The 20694-nt window shown below is 40.1% G+C and carries 17 protein-coding genes; 2 read left to right on the top strand and 15 right to left on the bottom strand.

Annotated features, from left to right (window positions below; all coding sequences use genetic code 11):
- Positions 1–7 precede the first annotated feature (7 nt).
- Positions 8–826: a ZIP family metal transporter gene (locus P3R27_RS06475; RefSeq protein ID WP_034689684.1), complete on the bottom strand. Its 819-nt coding sequence runs from the start codon at positions 824–826 to the stop codon at positions 8–10.
- Positions 827–923: 97 nt separating this feature from the next.
- Positions 924–1901 (bottom strand): Gfo/Idh/MocA family protein, encoded by a 978-nt coding sequence (locus P3R27_RS06480; protein ID WP_034689687.1) that lies wholly within the window; start codon positions 1899–1901, stop codon positions 924–926.
- A gap of 159 nt (positions 1902–2060) precedes the next feature.
- Here P3R27_RS06480 and spxB point away from each other — a divergent pair, with 159 nt between their 5' ends.
- Positions 2061–3803, top strand: coding sequence for a pyruvate oxidase (gene spxB / locus P3R27_RS06485; protein WP_284592275.1), 1743 nt, complete (start codon positions 2061–2063; stop codon positions 3801–3803).
- A gap of 169 nt (positions 3804–3972) precedes the next feature.
- Here spxB and P3R27_RS06490 read toward each other — a convergent pair whose 3' ends face one another.
- On the bottom strand, positions 3973–4476 hold the full coding sequence (locus P3R27_RS06490) for an HdeD family acid-resistance protein (RefSeq protein ID WP_301356794.1): 504 nt from the start codon (positions 4474–4476) through the stop codon (positions 3973–3975).
- A gap of 231 nt (positions 4477–4707) precedes the next feature.
- On the opposite strand from P3R27_RS06490, the gene P3R27_RS06495 reads away from it, so the two are divergent.
- Entirely contained in the window at positions 4708–6330 is a 1623-nt protein-coding gene (locus P3R27_RS06495; protein WP_029594258.1) for an ABC-F family ATP-binding cassette domain-containing protein, read from the top strand.
- Between the two features lie 72 nt (positions 6331–6402).
- On the opposite strand, the gene P3R27_RS06500 is transcribed toward P3R27_RS06495, so the two are convergent.
- The 12 genes from P3R27_RS06500 to yaaA form a co-directional block, all read right to left on the bottom strand.
- The gene (locus tag P3R27_RS06500) at positions 6403–7266 is read right to left on the bottom strand and encodes a DegV family protein (protein ID WP_034689724.1); all 864 of its coding nucleotides are present in this window, start codon (positions 7264–7266) and stop codon (positions 6403–6405) included.
- A gap of 342 nt (positions 7267–7608) precedes the next feature.
- Positions 7609–8901 carry an adenylosuccinate synthase gene (locus P3R27_RS06505; protein WP_034689693.1) on the bottom strand — a complete coding sequence of 431 codons (1293 nt, stop codon included), beginning with the start codon at positions 8899–8901 and terminating at the stop codon, positions 7609–7611.
- 376 nt (positions 8902–9277) lie between these two features.
- Entirely contained in the window at positions 9278–10645 is a 1368-nt protein-coding gene (dnaB, locus tag P3R27_RS06510) for a replicative DNA helicase (protein ID WP_010734552.1), read from the bottom strand.
- 189 nt (positions 10646–10834) lie between these two features.
- Positions 10835–11287 carry a 50S ribosomal protein L9 gene (rplI, locus tag P3R27_RS06515; protein WP_010734553.1) on the bottom strand — a complete coding sequence of 151 codons (453 nt, stop codon included), beginning with the start codon at positions 11285–11287 and terminating at the stop codon, positions 10835–10837.
- A gap of 5 nt (positions 11288–11292) precedes the next feature.
- On the bottom strand, positions 11293–13266 hold the full coding sequence (locus P3R27_RS06520; RefSeq protein WP_034689694.1) for a DHH family phosphoesterase: 1974 nt from the start codon (positions 13264–13266) through the stop codon (positions 11293–11295).
- A 166-nt stretch (positions 13267–13432) separates the two neighbouring features.
- Complete coding sequence (gene rpsR, locus P3R27_RS06525; protein WP_010734555.1) at positions 13433–13669, bottom strand: 30S ribosomal protein S18; 237 nt, start codon at positions 13667–13669, stop codon at positions 13433–13435.
- 25 nt (positions 13670–13694) lie between these two features.
- A complete protein-coding gene (gene ssb, locus P3R27_RS06530) occupies positions 13695–14216 on the bottom strand; it encodes a single-stranded DNA-binding protein (protein WP_010734556.1) in 522 nt (173 codons plus the stop codon).
- A gap of 47 nt (positions 14217–14263) precedes the next feature.
- A complete protein-coding gene (rpsF, locus tag P3R27_RS06535) occupies positions 14264–14563 on the bottom strand; it encodes a 30S ribosomal protein S6 (protein WP_019723039.1) in 300 nt (99 codons plus the stop codon).
- A gap of 238 nt (positions 14564–14801) precedes the next feature.
- A complete protein-coding gene (gyrA, locus tag P3R27_RS06540; protein ID WP_034689696.1) occupies positions 14802–17297 on the bottom strand; it encodes a DNA gyrase subunit A in 2496 nt (831 codons plus the stop codon).
- 19 nt (positions 17298–17316) lie between these two features.
- Positions 17317–19263, bottom strand: a complete 1947-nt coding sequence (gene gyrB, locus P3R27_RS06545; RefSeq protein WP_034689697.1) for a DNA topoisomerase (ATP-hydrolyzing) subunit B — start codon at positions 19261–19263, stop codon at positions 17317–17319.
- A 6-nt stretch (positions 19264–19269) separates the two neighbouring features.
- Positions 19270–20385: a DNA replication/repair protein RecF gene (recF, locus tag P3R27_RS06550; protein WP_301356791.1), complete on the bottom strand. Its 1116-nt coding sequence runs from the start codon at positions 20383–20385 to the stop codon at positions 19270–19272.
- Positions 20372–20614 (bottom strand): S4 domain-containing protein YaaA, encoded by a 243-nt coding sequence (gene yaaA / locus P3R27_RS06555; protein ID WP_019723041.1) that lies wholly within the window; start codon positions 20612–20614, stop codon positions 20372–20374. The genes recF and yaaA overlap by 14 nt, the downstream gene beginning before the upstream one ends.
- Between the last annotated feature and the right edge of the window lie 80 nt (positions 20615–20694).

Consider the following 20694-nt stretch of genomic DNA (forward strand, 5'->3'; position numbering starts at 1 on the left):
ATATCATTTATCCTAATGCAACATCTAAGATCATCATGATAATAAAACCAGTCATAACACCAAAAACTGCATAGTGTCGTTTACTTGAAAGTGTTTGTTGCGCTTCAGGAATCAATTCCTCCACGACGACGTAAATCATTGCACCTGCAGCAAAAGCCAAAGCATAAGGTAGTAAGACTGCAACTTTTGTCACTAAGATTGCCCCGATGACTCCAGCAATCGGTTCGACCACTCCTGAAGCTTGCCCATAGACAAAGGCTTTTGTTCGACTTAATCCTTCTTGTCGAAGAGGAATCGAAACAGCCGCACCTTCTGGAAAGTTTTGAATACCAATCCCTAAAGCAACGGAGATCGCTGCTAGCACCGCAGTCGTTGGATTATCTGCAGTGGCCGCTGCACCAAATGCTACACCTACTGCTAATCCTTCTGGAATATTATGCAAGGTAATGGAAAAGACAAGCAAAATCGTGCGTTTTAAATGTGTCGGTAAGCCTTCTTTTTCGTGTGCTGGACCAAAATGCATGTGTGGTAAGGTTTTGTCGGCAATGTATAAAAATAATCCTCCTAGCCCAAAACCAATACTCACCACAAGCCAAGCAATATCACCATTTTCTTCTGCTTTTGTGATTGCCGGATCTAATAAAGACCAAAAACTGGCGGCGATCATCACTCCCGAAGCGAAACCTAACATCAAATTGAGTACATCTTTTTTGATTTCTTTAAAGAAAAAAACTAAGCCAGCCCCAAGCGCAGTCATAAAATAAGTAAACGCCGTACCCATCAACGCTTGCTGCCAAGGTTCTAGCTTCAGTAACCAATCAACCATACCATTCCCCTTTCACCTTTTTATTCTTACTCTAGCATATTGCCAAAAATGTGACTACTATTCTACTATTAATCTGATGATCCTTTATTCTAAGCGGTTATCCCCTCACGCTTTTCCAATCATCTCCAAACCACTTATAGTAAAGATCATCAACGACTTGAACATTTGTAATAGTCATGTTTGGATCGACCACCGTATCTTGCTTCTTACCTGAGGAAAGTAAATCGGCGACATGACGGATCTCAAAGACAAATTCACTATCCATTGGAAAATCTTTTGTTAACACTTCTCCGTTGTTCATCTGGATCGTATAATGGTCTGTTTTCCAATAGTTAGGGATGATGATCGTGCCTTTTTCTCCAACGATGGTATACGTACTAGTAAAATCCATTTTTGTCGTAAGGAATAAACTGATTAAAAGGTCTTTCTTCTTCAGGTTGACCATACACTCTTCGTCGGTCAGACCTTCTCCATGGTCTACACATAAGCCGTTATATTCATCAAATCCTGTACCAAATAAATATTGACTGACACTTAATGGGTAAGAGGCGTTGGAAATCAATACGCCACCTCCTTGTTCCATCTTCCAAAACCAAGGAATCTTCTCCGATCCTGGTCTTGCATCACGGATCTCCACCAATTGTACTTTACCGATTTTTCCTGATCCAATAGTTTTTTTTACGTCTTCGATCGCAGGTAGAAATAGGGCTTTTTGCGCTTCCATGAGAAAAACCTTGTGTTCCTTAGCCAAGGCATAGAGTTCTTGTGCTTGCTCCGAATGTAGCGTAAAAGGCTTCTCTAAAAGCACATGTTTTTTCGCTTGGATCGCGGCTTTCGCGGCTGAAAAATGCAAGTGATTGATCAATGGAATATAAATCAGTGCTATCTCGTTATCAGAAAGTAACGCTTCGTAACTGCCATACGCTTTTGGAATACCTAACTCTGTGGCTAACTGTTGCGCCTTTTCTAAGCGACGTGTCGCAATTGCGACAGCTTGTGCCACGCCACTTTCATTGATCCCCTCCACAACACGTGGCACGATCGAAGCACCGCTCATAATACCGATTTTCAGCATACTCTTCCTCCTAACATTTTGAATCCACTATAACATAGTTTCACACATTACTGGCAATTCACTCTACTTAGTTGAAAGTCGCTTTAGTTGGGCTTTTGATAAGGAAGATTTATACTTTAGACAATAAATATAATTTGTTTTTTTAAGGAGTGGATCAAAATGTCAACGATAAATGCCGGTATTGCCATGGTAAAAGTGCTTGAAAGCTGGGAAGTTGATCATATTTATGGGATTCCGGGTGGTTCGTTCAATTCCATTATGGATGCGTTGTACCATGAAAAAGACCAAATCGATTATATCCAAGTACGTCACGAAGAAGTGGGCGCGTTAGCTGCCGCAGCGGATGCCAAATTAACAGGAAAAGTCGGAGCTGTCTTTGGCTCAGCTGGTCCTGGAGCCACTCATTTGATCAACGGGCTTTACGATGCCCAAATGGATCACGTCCCAGTTGTCGCCCTTTTAGGACAAGTGGCTTCGACTTCTATGAATTATACTGCCTTTCAAGAATTAAATGAAAATCCAATTTTCGCTGATGTTAGTGTTTATAATCGGACAGTCATGACACCAGAAAGTTTACCTTATGTCGTTGATGAAGCTATCAAGGCAGCTTATGCACATCAAGGAGTCGCTGTTGTGACGATCCCAGTTGATTTTGGTTTTGAAGAAATCGAGTGGCAGGATGTTTCTAATGCTTCCACGTACAAAACAGGGGTGATCCTCCCTGAGATTGAAGACGTGAAAGCAGCCCTTCCTTATCTCGAACAAGCTCAAAAACCTGTCTTGTTCATCGGTCAAGGTGTTCGTCATGGCTATGATCAGATCAAGAAATTTACCGAATATTTCAAAATGCCAGTGGTTGCTTCTGTTTTAGCAAAAGGAATCGTGCCAGATGAAGACAAAAATTTTCTTGGATTTGCAGGTCGGGTAGCGACAAAACCTGCGAATGAAGCATTGGCAGAAGCCGATTTGATTTTATTTGTAGGAAGTGATTTCCCTTTTGGGCGAACCTTTTTCAATCCAGAATCAGCCTTTATCCAAGTCGATATTGATGCCGCTAAATTCGGCCGCCGCCACCACACCGATTTAGCGATCTTAGGTGATGGAAAAACAACGTTAGAAAACCTAGTTGAATTGGGGAAAGAACGCTTAGAAGATGCTTGGTATCTAGCCAATCAAGAAAATCTTCGCAATTGGCGGCGTTGGTTAACGTCGTTTGAAGAACCCACGGAGCCATCGATTCGACCAGAAACGGTCTATAAAGAAATCAACCGAATTGCCGAACGTGATGCTATTTTTGTGACAGATGTTGGAAATACGACTATTCATTCGATTCGTTTACTGAACATGACTGGTGAGCAGTTACACACTACTTCTGGTTGGTTTGCGACGATGGGCAACGGTGTACCAGGAGGAATTGCTGCTAAATTAAGCTTTCCGGAGAAACAAGTCTTTACTTTAAGCGGAGACGGCGGTTTTGCAATGGTGATGCAAGATATCTTGACCCAAGTCAGCTATCAGTTGCCAATCATCAATGTCGTTTTCTCAAATGATTCATTCGGATTTATCGAAGCAGAACAAGAAGACACTGAACAACAAAAATTTGGTGTTTCTCTTGAACAAGCTGATTTTGGGAAAGCCTGCGAAGCCTTAGGTGCCGATGGCTTCACGATCACGCACTACGAGCAATTACGCCCTGCCTTCGATGCTGCGGCGAAATCTGATCGACCAGTAGTGATCGACGTCAAGATCCCCAATAAACGGCCCTTACCTGTCGAAGACTTACACTTAGACCCAAGAAAGTATAGCGAAGACGAAATCGAACGCTTCAAAGAAAAATACGAAGTACATGGTATGCCGGTGCTTCATGAAATATATACGCAACTTTTGTCTAATCAGTTGTAAAAGCCCTTCGAAAGGGCACACCCCAATGAAAAAAGAGCCACTCCCGATTCTATGTATTGATAGAATCGAGAGTGGCTCTTTTTCAAATACCATATACTTACTTTATTACTAATCTGCTAATGTTTTACAAAACCTACCATTAAAAAACGTAGATATTTTCTTTTATCGGTTAGCTAAGTGCATACACGATCTGATTGATCCCAACGACCATAAAGTAAAATCCAACTAAGAAACTTAGCGTCAACGCAGAGGATAAAGGATTGAATAATAACATGATACCTAGTAAGATACCCAATACATTAATGACCACCGTAAACCAATAATGTCCTTCACTTATTCCTCTGAATAAATCAGCAGTAAATAAAGCCAAAACAGAATCAATAATAAACCAAACAGCGAATACATAAGGTAGTGCAACTACCCCAGCACCAATATTGAAAATGAAAAAGATCCCAATCAATAAATCGATAATCCCAATCACCATCGGCATCTTACCTTTATATCCTGTCAGTTCTTTTACTCGACTACGTAGAAATAACTCAAATAATCCTTTTAGGATCGCAAAAATAGCAAATACAATAACGATAGCAACTAAGTTACCTACTGGATCGCGAAAAGAAATCAAGGAAACTAAAACAAATAATATCCCTAAAACGAGTGAACCCCAATCAATTTTTCTACTTTCTTCTAATCTATTTCTATCTTACGCTCCTATTTAAATAACTTCAAAAATTTAGCATTTATGAAAATGCTTTAGTTGTAAAAAAACGGTTTATCCCTTTTATTCTTTTGCTTGTTTCACGTGAAACGTAAAGAATTACTGATTTCCTTGAAACTTTCAACATTCCCCTATATAATTCTAGAAGACTTGGCAAATATTATAAACATAAAGTGAGGAAAAAAATTGATTACTGTAAATGATGTAAGTTTGCACTTTTCAGATCGCAAACTATTTGATGATGTTAATATAAAATTCACTCCCGGCAATTGTTATGGCTTAATTGGAGCAAATGGCGCAGGTAAATCAACATTCCTTAAAGTATTATCAGGTGACTTGCAACCTTCAACAGGCTCTGTCACATTAGGACCAGATGAACGTATGGCTGTTTTGAAACAAAACCACTATGACTATGAAGAATATACTGTGATGGAAACAGTGATCATGGGCCATAAACGTTTATATGAAGTAATGAAAGAAAAAGATGCCATCTATATGAAAGAAGATTTCACAGATGAAGATGGGATTCGCGCCGCAGAACTAGAAGGCGAATTCGCAGAATTAAACGGATGGGAAGCAGAGCCAGAAGCAGCGGTTCTACTTCAAGGATTGAACATTCCTGAAGAATTACATCATCAATTGATGAGCGAACTAACTGGTGGACAAAAAGTAAAAGTGTTGCTTGCGCAAACGCTATTCGGTAAACCAGATGTTTTACTTTTAGATGAGCCGACAAACGGACTAGATATCCAATCGATCAACTGGTTAGAAGAATTTTTGATTGAATTTGAGAATACAGTGATCGTTGTTTCCCATGACCGTCACTTCTTAAATAAAGTATGTACCCACATGGCAGATTTAGACTTTGGAAAAATCAAGCTTTATGTAGGAAACTACGATTTCTGGTTAGAATCAAGCCAATTAGCGACTAAGTTACAAGCGAACGCCAATGCGAAAAAAGAAGAACAAATCAAAGAATTACAAGACTTTATCGCACGTTTCAGTGCAAATGCGTCAAAATCAAAACAAGCAACATCCCGTAAAAAAATGTTAGAAAAAATCACATTGGATGATATCCAACCTTCTTCACGTCGCTATCCCTTCGTTGGATTCAAACCAGAGCGTGAAATTGGAAATGACTTACTACAAGTAGAAAACGTTAGTGTCACAATAGATGGTAAAAAGATTTTAAATGATATATCATTTACATTAAACAAAGAAGACAAGGTAGCATTCGTTGCCGAAAACGATATAACAACCACAACGCTATTTAAAGTCATCATGGGTGATTTAACACCTGATACTGGTACTGTCCGTTGGGGTGTAACAACAAGCAATGCTTATCTACCAAAGGATACAACGAAGGAATTCGATACGGACTTAACGATTCTTGATTGGTTACGTCAATATGCAAGTAAAGAAGAAGACGACAATACGTTCTTACGTAGCTTCTTAGGCCGTATGTTGTTTTCTGGTGAGGAAGTACTAAAACCAGTGAATGTTCTTTCTGGGGGCGAAAAAGTTCGTTGCATGCTTTCTAAATTGATGCTTTCAAAAGCAAACGTCCTTGTCTTAGACGACCCAACGAATCATTTAGATTTAGAATCAATTACTGCATTGAATGATGGTTTGATGGCATTTTCAGGTTCGATCCTGTTTGCTTCTCATGACCACCAATTCATCCAAACGTTAGCAAATCGTATCATTGCTGTTTCTGATAAAGGCGTGATCGATCGTGCAGATACGACATATGATGAATTCTTAGAGAACAAAGACATCCAAAAACAATTAGAACAATTGTGGAACTAAATATTCCAAAAATAACTATAAAAACAGCTGTACAACGTGAGTACTCTTACGTTGTACAGCTGTTTTTCTTTTTTATCGACTCACACCCATTGAAAAGATGGCGATACACCCGTAGCCTGTATGACTGGCGATCGTTGGTCCTAAGGGATAGAGTTTGATTTCTTTTGTTTTGATATTTTCTTCTAATAATTTTTTGGCTTTCTCAGCACTTTCTAGGTCTCCGGCATAAGCGATATACACCGTTTGTTCCAATGGTGCTACGATCGTTTTGACCGTTTCCTCCACGATTTTTTGAATGGATTTGTTTCTGCCACGCACTTTATCGACATTCTTTAAATGACCACTTGGTTCAACGGTAATGATCGGTTTCACGCTTAACAGACTACCAATAGCAGCACTTGCTCTAGAGATGCGTCCTCCTCGTTCTAAATGCTTTAAATCATCAACGGTTACCCAAGAATGAACTTTGAGATAATTATTTTGTAACCAAGCCAATGTTTCTTCCAAAGAATAACCCGATTCTTTCAAACGAACAGCTTCTAATACAAGTAATCCTTCCCCGATACTTGCGGCTTTCGTATCAAACACATGAACTTGTGGGTCTTCATAGGTTTCTTTCAATAATTCGACTGCTTGTAAGGCACTGCTGTAAGAACCACTCATGCCACTCGAAAAAGCAACGTACAAAACTGGGATACCTTTCTCCACATAACTACGGAAGAACTCCAAATAGCGACCCACATTGATTTGTGAGGTCGTAGGCATTGCTCCTTCACGTAACTGTTGGATGTACCCTTCATAATCAAATGTTTTTCCCAGATCATCGATTCGTATTTCCTCACCAATCTGGATCTCCATGGATAAAAAATCAACATTTGCATTTGCTAACACTTGATAGGGCAGATCGCAACATGAATCTGTGACTATTTGATACATTCGTTCCAACTCCTTTTTTTCTCCACTTTTCATCGCAGTCTATTATAGCAAACTCCTTTAATTTTAAATAACTTCAGCTCTTATATTCGTTGTACTTGGTACAAGTAAATCAAGCGAACGCTTAAATGAACACGATAAGTCTAAAACAAAAGTCACATTCATTTTTGTGTGTCACCCTAAAACCGATAAATAGTGGTAACAGGAGTAATCTCTTGGGAAATAAAGCGACAACCACAAAAATTAGAAAAACAATTTTCGTGGTTGTCGCTTTATTTCTCGTGATTTCAGTGGTCCACTCATTCTTAAAAGAATGTTCCTGTTAGCGAATCATCACTGAAAGGCCTAGATTTGCGCCCACACGCTTTCTAGGATATTTGTTTGGTTTCGGTCTGGACCTACTGAAAATGTTGAAATACGCACGCCTACAAGCTCTGAGATACGTCTTACATAGTTACGTGCATTTTCTGGTAATTCAGCTAGTGTACGACAAGCAGTAATGTCTTCTGACCAACCTGGCAATTCTTCGTAGATTGGTTTGCAACGGTTCAATTCTTTCAAACTCGCTGGATAATGATAGATTCGTTCACCGTCTAATTCGTATGCTGTACAGATTTTCACTGTTTCTAAACCGCTCAAGACATCGATCGAATTCAATGATAGATTCGTGATACCTGACACACGTTTTGAGTGACGCATCACGACTGTATCAAACCAGCCGACACGACGTGGACGTCCAGTTGTTGTACCGTATTCGCGACCAACTTCACGAATTTGTTGACCTGTTTCATCAAACAATTCAGTAGGGAATGGGCCATCTCCCACACGTGAAGTGTAAGCTTTACATACACCGACCACTTTATTGATTTTTGAAGGTCCGACACCACTACCGATCGTCACACCACCAGCCACTGGATTCGATGAGGTAACAAACGGATACGTTCCTTGATCGATATCCAACATCACACCTTGTGCGCCTTCAAATAAAACACGTTTTCCTGCATCTAACGCATCATTTAAGATAACTGATGTATCCGTTACGTATTGTTTGATTTGTTGGCCATATTCGTAGTATTCTTCAAAGATTTCTTCAAAGTCGATTGGCTCAGAATCGAACATTTTCACAAATTGACGGTTTTTATCGTCTAGATTCACTCGTAAACGCTCTTCAAAAATTTCTTTATCTAATAAATCGGCTACACGGATACCGATACGAGCGGCTTTATCCATATAAGCAGGTCCGATCCCTTTGATGGTCGTACCGATTTTATTGTCTCCTTTTGCATCTTCTTGCAATTGGTCTAATTTGATATGATACGGTAAAATCACATGCGCACGATCAGAAATACGTAAATTATCTGTCGTCACATTTTTTTCATGTAAATAAGCCAATTCTTTGACTAAAGACTTCGGATTGACTACCACACCATTCCCGATCACGCTGATTTTATCTTTGTAAAAAATCCCCGAAGGAATCAAATGCAGTTTATACGTAACACCATCGAATTTAATTGTGTGTCCCGCATTGTCGCCACCTTGGTACCGTGCGATCACTTCAGCATTTTCACTAAGAAAGTCAGTAATTTTTCCTTTCCCTTCGTCGCCCCATTGTGTACCCACTACTACTACAGATGACATTTGAACACCTCATTTAATATTATTTAATCCTGAATTATTGTAACAATACTTCAAAGTTTATTCAACTAAAATCGAATGATATTTAATATATTTTAGAGAAAACGTTTAAAAGGCGAACATTATGATTTGCTATGTTCCATTAGTTACTAACAAGTAGGAGCCTGACCTGACTGAGTTTGAAAAAAACATGTCCGGAGATTCGTCCTCTCGCACCACCTAAAATCGAATAAACTTTGGGAATAGAAGTAACCTCTTCGAAAAATAAGGTGCCAGCCACAAAAATTTGAAGAACAATTTTCGTGGCTGGCACCTTATTTTTCGAGGCTAAACACTTCTGTCCCGACCTCGATGTTTGATTTATTCAGATTTATTCATTCTAATATTCTTCTCGCGGAGAAAGCGAGGAAAATTTATTGTATTCTTTGATAAAGAGCAATTCGACCGTTCCCCTTGCTCCACTCCGGTTTTTTTCAATGATGACTTCGATCACATTATCGTTTTGTGGTTCTGGCGCATCACCATCTTCGCCACCTTCACGTTCGTAGTAATCATCACGATATAAGAATGCCACGATATCCGCATCCTGCTCGATCGAACCAGACTCACGGATATCACTTAAGACAGGTCGTTTATCTTGGCGTTGTTCCACTCCACGAGAAAGCTGGGAAAGAGCAATGACGGGAACTTTTAATTCTTTCGCTAGTTTTTTCAATTGACGTGAGATATCGGATACTTCTTGTTGACGGTTTTCTTTCCCATTTCCTTCGATCAACTGCAAGTAATCGATGAGTATCAAGCCTAGATTTCCTTTTTCTTGTGCAAGTTTCCGACATTTTGCTCGTATCTCAGAGATTTTGATCCCTGGTGTATCATCAATAAAGATATTTGCTTTAGATAAACTACCCATCGCAACAATCAAATTGGACCATTCTTCTTCGGACAGCTGTCCCGTACGTAAGTGACTCGCTTCAATCGAACCTTCTGCACAAAGCATCCGGTTGACCAGTGATTCTGCCCCCATTTCCAAACTGAAGATCGCTACAGAACGATCCGTTTTTGTGCCAACATTTTGGGCAATATTCAAGGCAAAGGCTGTTTTTCCTACTGCCGGACGTGCAGCCAAAATAATCAGCTCTTCTGCTTGGAAGCCAGCAGTCATTTTATCTAATCCTTGGTAACCAGTTGGCAAACCTGTGATCTCTTCATTGTTTTGCGCGAGTTGGTCAATATTTTCAATCGTAGAATTCAAGACTTCCGCAATGGATAAGAACCCGCTACGGTTACGTTTTTCTGATACTTCAAGAATGCTACGTTCCGCATCATCTAAGATGGATTGGACTTCTTCTCCTTGTTCAAATCCTCTAGTAACGATCCCTGTTGCTGTTTGGATCAAATTACGGAGCAATGATTTTTCTTCCACGATTTTTGCGTAGTAGACAATGTTTGCTGCCGTTGGTACAGCTAAAGCTAAATCAGATAAGTAACTGACTCCACCAGCATCTTCCAAGAGATTTCGTTGCTCCAAACGATCTTTGACGGTCACGACATCAATCGCTTCACTACGGTCATTCAATTCGATCATGATTTCAAAAATGATTTGATGTCCCCGACGATAAAAATCTTTCGGTTCTATGTACTCCATGGCATCGATGATCGTTTCAGCGTCTAGAAAAACAGAACCTAGAACCGCTTGCTCAGCTTCAATATTTTGCGGTGGAATTCGATCCTGCCACACTTCACTCATATTCTATCGCTCCTTGCTTTCAATTGCTTCATTTTACAAGAAAATGGCAGAAAAGTCATCCCTAAAATGAACATCTGTTCCAAAAGCTCTTCCTTCGAAAATAGGCCGCAAAAGTCAAAAATAATCGAAAGCGATTTTTGTCCTCTGCGGCTGATTTATCGAAGTGATTTCGTCACATGTTCTTTTCGTTTATTCAGAGACAACGTGTACCTTGATCGTTGCAGTTACTTCATGGTGTAGTTTCACAGGTACGTTGGTATAACCTAACGTACGAATTGGGTTATTCAACTCGATTTTACGTTTGTCTAATTTTACTTTGTATTGCTTATTCAAGCCTTCAGCGATTTGTTTTGATGGAATCGAGCCAAATAAACGGCTATCTTCTCCCGCTTTGGCTTTTAATTCTACGACTGTTTCTTCTTTTTCAAGAAATTCTTTTAATTTTTTGGCTTCTTCAAGAATTTCTGCTTCTTGTTTTTCTTGGGCTTTTTTCTGTCCTTCTAACTGACTGATGCTACTTTTATTTGCTTCTTTTGCCAGATTGTTTTTGATTAAATAATTTTGCGCATAGCCTGTAGGAACTTCCTTGACATCGCCTTTTTTGCCTTTGCCTTTAACATCTTGTAAGAAAATGACTTTCATCTCATCTACTCCTTTTTATATAATTGATTCATATTTTCTTGGATAGCAGCGAGCAGTTGTTGTTTTGCTTCTTCTACAGTCACATTTTCCAGTTGTGTTGCCGCGTTGGTGAAATGTCCGCCACCGCCTAAGGATTCCATGATCAATTGGACATTGATCGTTCCTGTGCTGCGGGCACTGATACCAACTAAGCCATCCGTCCGTTTCGTAATGACGAAAGCGCCGTTGATATTGACCATTGAGAGCAATGTATCTGCTGTTTTTGCTGCGATAACACTATTATACTCTTTTTCATCCGTCCCTGCTGCCACCACAATATCCTCCGTCACTTGTTCATTGTGGGCGATCAAGTGGCTGATTTCTAAATAAGTGGCTAAATCAGAGCTCAATAAATATTGTACTAAGGATGCGTCCGCACTACAAGTCTTTAAATAGCTTGCAACATCAAACGTACGTGCTGTCGTTCGCACATTGAAGTTATTCGTATCAACGGTCATGCCAGCTAACAACAACGTCGCTTCTAAACGGCTGATCCGATTGGTTCGGCTACTTTGGTATTGGATCAATTCTGTGACTAATTCAGAGGCAGAAGACGCAGAAGATTCAATATACGTTAAGAGCGGTTTGCTTGGAAACTCTTCGCCTCGACGATGATGGTCAATGATCACGATTTTATCAAATTGCTCGTAAAGGCTCTGAGAGATCGATAGCGATGGTTTATGGTAATCGACCATTACAAGTAGATCCTTGGCTTTCTTAAGCTCCATTGCACGTTCTGGCGTAATCAATTGCATCTCCAACTCTGGTTCTTTATGGATTTCTGTTAAACAGCGTTCCACATCTGGAATGATTTCTTTTTCATCGATGACGATATAGGCTTTTTTCTGATTGAAGCGCGCCAGACAACTGACTCCAACGGCTGAACCGATAGCGTCCATATCAGGGAAGCGATGCCCCATAATAAATACATCGCCTGTTTCATCAAAGATTTTGCGTAAAGCAGTACTCATCGCCCGTGAACGAACGCGCGTACGCTTGATTGTTGTCGCTGATTTCCCCCCATAATAAGTGGGTTTTGCACCTTCGCGAACTTCTTTCACCACAACTTGATCCCCCCCACGAACTAAGGCAATATCTAAGTTGTTTTGAGCTTCACTGCCGATTTCTTCTAGCGACTGTTGCCCATAGGCGATCCCCATGCTAAGTGTCAACGGATGATTTTGTCTTTCAGCTTCAGCTCGTAAGCGATCTAAGAGATCAAATTTCTTATCCATCATTTTCTTTAAGTCGCTCATCTGTCCAAAAAAGAAAAAGCGCTCTGAATTGATTCGTTTAAAAAACACATGATATTCATTCATCCAATCAGAAATCAGTGTCGTAATGAAGGAGTTCAAATAAGAAACTTCTTTTTCATCCAATTTATCGACCGTATCTGCATAGTTATCGATTGAAAGAATACCGATGATTGGCTGGCTATTCACTTGATGAATCTTCAGTAATTGGTTCTGGGTCACGTCAATAAAGTAAACGACCCCTTTCACCGTATCCAATTCAAATTGAAACGTTTTGTCAGCTAAATAGACTTGATTTTTCTTTTTTTCTTTTGCTGAAAAAAAAGTTTCTAACAAGTCTGTTTCCAATAAAGAGCTTTGGTCTTTCACATTCAATGCGAAAGGATTCAGCCAATCAATGGTTTGTGTCGCTGGTTGGTAAGAAATGATTCCGACAGGCATGATCTCAGAAACATAATTCAAATTGGATTCCGCAACTGTGGAAGCTTGTTGGATCTTGTCACGATTCCTTAGAGTCAACCACCGTTTCATCTTTAAACCATAACGAATACAAAATAGATTCACGATCAGGATGAATAACGCACTGATCAATCGAAATGGCATCAATAATACAACCAAAACTTCTGCAAGGATCAATAAAAGAATGAGCAGAGGGCTCGGGCTTACTTTTATTTTTTCTTTATCCATGTCTTTCCTCCCGTAACTGATTAGCCTAATTTTACCATAACTCATGTCATGTAAGCGACTAAACACCTAAATGGAACAAAAAGAGGAAGTCACGACAGTAGTCATAACTTCCTCTGTAATGGTTTGAAACGATTGGGTATTCCTACAGAATCATTTCTAAAGCGAATTATTCTTCGCCAACGAATGGTAGTAATCCCATGATACGTGCTCGTTTGATTGCAATCGTAATTTTACGTTGGTTTTTAGCGCCTGTACCTGTTACACGACGTGGCAAAATTTTACCGCGTTCTGAGATAAATCTTTTTAGTAATTCGATATCTTTATAATCGATATATTCAATATGGTTAGCAGCGATGTAGTCTACTTTACGACGTTTACGTCCGCCTCTTCTTTGTTGTGCCATTCTATTTCCCTCCTATCAAATTCGTTTAGAATGGTAAATCATCGTCTGAAATGTCGATCGTTGAGCTTGATCCGAATGGATCAGAAGAATCACGATCAAAATCAGGCATACCGTTGGATGATTGAGATGTTTGATTATAGTTATTGTTTCCGCCGTTTCCGCCAAAATTATTTGTCGATTGACCAGTGTCTTGGTAGCCACCGCTTTGTTGACGGTTTTCAGATGCTGCACGACTTTCCAATAATTGGAAGTTTTCAGCAACTACTTCTGTTACGTACACACGTTGTCCTTGTTGATTATCATAAGAACGCGTTTGAATACGACCAGTTACACCTAAAAGAGTTCCTTTATGTGCATAGTTTGCTAGTGTTTCTGCTGATTTTCGCCAAATCACACAATTAATAAAATCCGCCTCACGGTTGCCGTTTTGGCTCGTGAAGTTACGATTAACAGCTAAAGTGAACGTTGCTACAGCAGTGCCACTTGATGTATATCGTAAATCCGGATCTTTTGTCAGACGTCCAACTAGTACAACGTTATTAATCAAAATGGTCATCTCCTCTCATCGTTTGATTGTTCCATGTGAAACAATAATTAAGCTTCTTCTTTTACGATCATATGACGAACGATATCGTCATTGATTTTAGCAAGACGATCAAACTCGTTGATTGCATCTGCTGATGATGGAGAAGATACTTTAACGATGTGATAGATACCTTCACGGTAACCGTTCATTTCGTATGCTAAACGGCGTTTTTCCCAATCTTTTGATTCGATAACTTCAGCTCCGTTATCTTTCAAGATTGAATCGAAACGTTCGATTAAAGCAGTTTTTGCTTCTTCATCAATGTTTGGACGAATAATATACATGATTTCATATTTCGTGTTTTCCATTGATTTTTCACCTCCCTATGGACTTTCGGCTCTCAGCTTTCCCAAGAGCAAGGAGAGTTTTCTAATAAATTAGACTACTCACAATCCTCGATTATACACGCAACGCACTAAAAAAGCAAGCTGCTGTTCTTTGTTTTCCAAATTTTTCTTTTAAGACGACCAAAAACTCCCAAAGATAGTTTTACCTATTCTTGGAAGTTTTGATTTTAGACCTTCACTTTTGTTTTACGCCTATTTTCTATTCTTCTGTATGACCTGTTTCCACATCAACTGTCTCTGCTTCGACAGTCGTTTCTTCCGCAGGTTCTGGTTCTACTGCTGCCATGGTCACCACTTTCGTTTCTGCTTCCATCTTGATCAAGCGTACGCCTAGCGTTGCCCGACCTGTCTGAGAAACCGTTGAAACGTTGAAGCGGATGATGACACCTTTGTCTGTGATCAACATAATATCTTCTTCGCCTGTTACCGTGGTCAATCCAGCTAATGGACCATTTTTCTCAGTGATATTCGCAGTTTTGATCCCTTTACCCCCACGTCCTTTGACAGGATACTCAGAAACCTTGGTACGTTTTCCATAACCTTTTTCTGTGATGATCAAGACTTCATGATCCTCGTTCATCAAGGCTGCTCCAACGACATAATCGTCTTCTCTCAAACGAACCCCACGAACCCCAGAGGCTGTACGTCCCATATCACGAACGGCATCTTCTGCAAAAGTCACAGAATATCCATCGTGTGTACCAATGATGATGTTTGATTTGCCATCAGTCAATAAGACGTTGACCAATTCATCATTTTCTTTCAAACCAATCGCAATCAACCCATTGCTACGGATATTGGCAAAAGCAGTGACAGTCGTACGTTTGACTGTTCCTTGTCGCGTAGTAAAGAACAAGTAATGTCCTTCCTCTGCTTCACCAGTTACTGCGATGATTGCTTGGATCTTCTCACTTGAATCAATGCCAAGTAAGTTGATGATCGGAATCCCTTTTGCTGTACGTCCGTACTCTGGGATCTCGTATCCTTTCGCACGATACACTTTTCCGTTATTGGTAAAGAAAAGCAATGTATCATGTGTTGAGCAAGAAACAAGATTTTTCACGAAATCATCGTTATGAACACCCATTCCTTGGATGCCTCGGCCCCCACGACGTTGTGCGCGGAATTCGTTGTTGGCTAAACGTTTGATATAGCCATTATTCGTCAATGTGATCACGATTTCTTCTTCTTCGATTAAATCTTCGTCTTCTAAACTCAAGACTTCACCGACCAGTAATTCTGTACGACGTTTGTCGCCAAATCGTTGACTCAATTCAGCAAGTTCAGTTTGGATGATTTCTGTTACGCGTTCAGGGCGAGCAAGAATATCAGCTAGATCTTCAATGAGTTTCAATAATTCTTGGTATTCATTTTCGATTTTTTCTCTTTCCAAACCAGTCAAACGGCGTAAACGCATATCTAAGATTGCTTGCGACTGACGGTCAGAAAGTTCGAAGCGTTCGATCATCGTGTTTTTCGCTTCTTCATCTGATTTGGACCCACGAATGATCGCGATGATTTCATCAATATGATCTAAGGCGATGCGTAGTCCTTCTAAGATATGTGCTCTTGCTTCTGCTTTATCCTTTTCAAAGACCGTACGACGTGTAATAACTTCGCGTTGGTGTTCGATATAATTTTCAAGGATCTGCTTCAAGCTTAGAACTTTCGGTACGCCTTTTTCGATTGCTAACATATTGAAACCAAATGAGTTTTGTAAGGATGTCAATTTGTAGAGATTGTTCAAAATGACAGAGGCACTCGCGTCACGACGCACATCGATCACGATACGCATTCCTTCACGAGAAGATTCATCTCTTAGATCCGTGATACCTTCAATTCGTTTGTCACGGTGCAATTCTGAAATTCGCTCAATCAATTTCGCTTTATTGACCATATATGGCAATTCAGTGACTAAGATCCGCTCTTTTCCATTTGGCATTTCCGTGATTTCTACTTTTGCTCGAACAGTGATCGAACCTTTTCCTGTTTCATACGCTCGACGAATACCAGATTTCCCCATGACTAATCCGCCTGTAGGAAAATCAGGACCAGGTAAGACTTCCATCAATTCATTGGTTGTCACATCTGGATTTTCCATCAATAGATCAATCGCTGCTACAACTTCTGTCAGATTATGTGGTGGGATATTCGTCGCCATCCCAACCGCGATCCCTGTCGTACCATTGACTAATAAGTTAGGAAAACGTGCCGGTAAGACAACTGGTTCTTTTTCCGTATCATCATAGTTGCTTTGGAAATCGACCGTATTTTTATTGATATCACGTAACATTTCTGTCGCGATCTTACTCATTCTGGCTTCAGTATAACGCATCGCTGCTGCGCCATCTCCATCAACTGACCCAAAGTTTCCATGACCATCTACTAACATGTAGCGATAGCTAAAAGGCTGCGCCATCCGAACCATTGACTCATAGATCGCACTATCACCATGGGGATGGTATTTACCCATGACGTCCCCCACGATTCTGGCTGATTTCTTGTGTGCTTTGTCTGGTGTGACACCTAGTTCATTCATCCCATATAAAATACGGCGGTGAACTGGTTTTAATCCATCTCTAACATCTGGTAGAGCCCGAGCGACAATGACACTCATGGCGTAATCTATGAAGGAGTCTTTCATTTCGCTAGTTAGATTGACATCATGGATGTTTTCTCTGATTTCTTCACTCATTTTTCTTCCTCCTTCATGATTAAATATCTAGATTTTTAACATAGTGAGCATTTTCTTCAATGAATGCACGACGAGGTTCCACTCGATCGCCCATCAACATTTCAAATACTTCATCGGCAGCAATTGCATCATCGACACTGACACGAGCCATCATACGTTTGCTTGGGTCCATCGTCGTTTCCCATAGTTGATGATCATCCATCTCACCAAGCCCTTTGTATCGTTGAACGCTTGGTTTTGGTGTTGCTGGTAATGATTCGATGACTTTTCTCAACTCTTCTTCGGCATTTTTCCCTGGTTGGACATACGTGATTTTCTTTCCTTGTTTAACGCCATATAGCGGTGGTTGCGCGATATAAACATAGCCAGCTTCCACGATTGGGCGCATATAACGATAAAAAAGCGTCAATAGCAATGTACGAATGTGGGCACCATCGACATCGGCATCGGTCATGATGACTAATTTATGGTAACGTGCTTTGGACACGTCGAAATCTTCACCAAACCCTGTCCCCATCGCTGTAAACAATGAGCGAATTTCTTCGTTCGCTAAAATTTTATCCATACTCGCTTTTTCTACGTTCAAGATTTTCCCACGAATCGGTAAAATTGCTTGGAATTCGCGACTTCGTCCTTGTTTCGCTGAGCCGCCGGCAGAATCTCCTTCGACGATGAATAATTCGCATTTTTCAGGATCATTACTTGAACAATCGGCTAATTTACCTGGTAAATTACTGATTTCCAATGCCCCTTTTCTCCGCGTCACTTCGCGCGCGCGTTTAGCCGCTAAGCGGGCTCTAGAGGCAAGTAGTCCTTTTTCGACGATCTGACGGCCCACACTTGGGTTTTCCAATAAGAATTTCATGAAATGCTCACTGAACAAACGATCAGTGACCGTACGTACTTCTGAGTTTCCTAATTTTGTTTTCGTTTGTCCTTCAAACTGAGGATCTGGATGCTTGATCGAAATGACTGCTGTCAATCCTTCACGCACATCTTCACCTGTCAAATTATCATCATTTTCTTTCATCAATTTTTGCTTACGTGCATAATCATTGATGACCCTTGTCAAAGCTGTCTTAAATCCTGATTCATGTGTTCCGCCTTCGTACGTATGGATATTGTTGGCAAAACTCATGATATTGGAATGATAACCGTCTGTATATTGCATCGAAACTTCGACAGTGATTTCTTGTTGCTCCCCTTCTAAATAAACAGGTTCTGGGAAAATCACTGTTTTGCTCGCATTTAAATATTCGACGTAGCTTTTGATTCCACCATCATAATGGTATTCTTTCACGACAGGCTTTTCTTCGCGACGATCTTCAATTGAGATTTTCATCCCACGATTCAAGAAAGCCAGCTCACGAATACGAGTCGCCAATTTATTAAAGTCGAAAGTTGTCGTTTCTGTAAAGATTTCTGGGTCTGGAATGAAGTGAACGGTCGTTCCACTTAAATCAGTGTCACCGATGACTTTCAAATCATCGACTACCGCTCCACGACGATATTCTTGGTAATAGATCTTGCCATCTTTGTACACTTTGACATCTAATAGTGTCGATAGTGCATTCACAACGGACGAACCAACCCCATGAAGACCACCGGATACTTTGTAGCCGCCTCCGCCAAATTTACCACCCGCATGCAAGACAGTAAAAACTGTTTCTACAGCTGGACGACCGGTCTTCGCTTGGATATCGACCGGAATCCCACGACCATCATCAATGACAGTGATACTGTTGTCTTCCTCAATGATGACTTGGATCTTTGTCGCAAATCCTGCCAAGACTTCATCGATCGAATTATCGACGATTTCCCATACTAAGTGGTGAAGTCCTTCTGAACTTGTTGAACCAATGTACATCCCCGGACGTTTCCGAACGGCTTCAAGACCTTCAAGCACTTGAATCTGACTGGCATCATATTCTTTTGCGCGCTCGACTAAACTTCTTTCTTCTGTCATGTATGTTTATTCTCCTTTTATTTCTCCCTGCTGAACATAAAAAATCTCAGGTTCAACAGTCATTTTATTTTTAACGTGATCCAGGGAAGTAGTAGTTAAGAATGTCTGTACTTTCCCTTCGATCGTTTCAAGTAAATGGAGTTGACGCTGGTCGTCTAACTCACTCATTACATCATCCAGTAATAGGATCGGATACTCGCCTGTTTCTTCTTTGATCAAATCGATTTCTGCTAATTTGACACTTAATGCCGTTGTTCGCTGTTGACCTTGAGAACCAAAATTTTGCACGTTTTTTTCATTGACAAAAAAAGAAAGGTCATCTCGATGGGGACCCACAGTCGTTGTCCCTCGAAAGAGATCTTTCTTTTTGTTTTGTTCGAGCAACGTTAAAAATTGTGACTGGATCTCTTGAACTGTCATAGTGTCTAAAGAAGAGAGGGTGGTCACATATTCGATTGCCAACTGTTCTCTTTGATGCGTGATTTGTTGATGTAAAGAATTTGCCCAATATTCTAAACGTTTGATAAACTGCGCTCTTGCCTTTAGTACTTTGCTACCAAATTCTGCTAGTTGTTCAGATAAAATATCAAGATAAAGTAAATCCGTTTGTTTTTTCTCATTCAATTGCTTCAAATATTGATTTCTCTGCTTTAGGATTGCTTGATATTGGACAAGATCGTAAAGATAGATTGGATTGATTTGACCTAATTCCATATCTAAAAATTTGCGTCGGATCTGTGGGCTTCCTTTCACTAAAGAAAGATCTTCAGGAGCAAATAAAATGACATTCAATTGTCCAACATAACTACTCAACTTCTTTTGTTCGATATGATTGATCTTTGTTCTTCGTCCTTTTTTAGACAGTTGGATCTCTAATGGGATCTTAGTGGTTCCTCTTGTAATCTCCCCTTGGATCATCGACTGCTCATCGTTCCATCCAATCAACTCTTGTTCACTATTTGTACGATGACTTCTTGTCATTGCAAGCACATAAATACTTTCCAAAAGATTCGTTTTTCCTTGGGCATTTTCTCCTAAAAAAATCACGAGGTTTTTGGAAAAATCAATTTGCAATTCTTGATAGTTTCGATAATTTTTGAGGTGTAGCTTATTCAGCCTCATTATCGTTATTCCCTTTTTTTACCATAAAAAAAGTTCCTGCTTCTGGAACTTCGATCATCATACCGGGATAAAGCTTTCGTCCACGACGATTTTCTGGCTCGCCATCAACCAAAACCGTGTTTTCTGCTAAATACCATTTTGCTTGTCCACCACTGCCGATGACGGTGACTTCTTTCAGCATTTGACCCAACGTCATAAACTCAGTTTTTAGAATGACTTGTTGTTTCACTCTTCATCCCTCATTTTCATTATTAAAAGTATACTTTATTATACCCTTTTTTTCGCAAGAAAACAAATTTATCCATATAT

The organism is Enterococcus spodopteracolus (assembly GCF_030441955.1).
GTDB lineage: Bacteria > Bacillota > Bacilli > Lactobacillales > Enterococcaceae > Enterococcus_B > Enterococcus_B spodopteracolus.

Bases quoted from the DNA above. Each gene is read 5' to 3' on its own strand.
- P3R27_RS06475 (WP_034689684.1), bottom strand. From the start codon at position 826: ATGGTTGATTGGTTACTGAAGCTAGAACCTTGGCAGCAAGCGTTGATG.
- P3R27_RS06480 (WP_034689687.1), bottom strand. From the start codon at position 1,901: ATGCTGAAAATCGGTATTATGAGCGGTGCTTCGATCGTGCCACGTGTT.
- spxB (WP_284592275.1), top strand. From the start codon at position 2,061: ATGTCAACGATAAATGCCGGTATTGCCATGGTAAAAGTGCTTGAAAGC.
- P3R27_RS06500 (WP_034689724.1), bottom strand. From the start codon at position 7,266: ATGTATCAAATAGTCACAGATTCATGTTGCGATCTGCCCTATCAAGTG.
- P3R27_RS06505 (WP_034689693.1), bottom strand. From the start codon at position 8,901: ATGTCATCTGTAGTAGTAGTGGGTACACAATGGGGCGACGAAGGGAAA.
- dnaB (WP_010734552.1), bottom strand. From the start codon at position 10,645: ATGAGTGAAGTGTGGCAGGATCGAATTCCACCGCAAAATATTGAAGCT.
- rplI (WP_010734553.1), bottom strand. From the start codon at position 11,287: ATGAAAGTCATTTTCTTACAAGATGTTAAAGGCAAAGGCAAAAAAGGC.
- P3R27_RS06520 (WP_034689694.1), bottom strand. From the start codon at position 13,266: ATGGATAAAGAAAAAATAAAAGTAAGCCCGAGCCCTCTGCTCATTCTT.
- rpsR (WP_010734555.1), bottom strand. From the start codon at position 13,669: ATGGCACAACAAAGAAGAGGCGGACGTAAACGTCGTAAAGTAGACTAC.
- rpsF (WP_019723039.1), bottom strand. From the start codon at position 14,563: ATGGAAAACACGAAATATGAAATCATGTATATTATTCGTCCAAACATT.
- gyrA (WP_034689696.1), bottom strand. From the start codon at position 17,297: ATGAGTGAAGAAATCAGAGAAAACATCCATGATGTCAATCTAACTAGC.
- gyrB (WP_034689697.1), bottom strand. From the start codon at position 19,263: ATGACAGAAGAAAGAAGTTTAGTCGAGCGCGCAAAAGAATATGATGCC.
- recF (WP_301356791.1), bottom strand. From the start codon at position 20,385: ATGAGGCTGAATAAGCTACACCTCAAAAATTATCGAAACTATCAAGAA.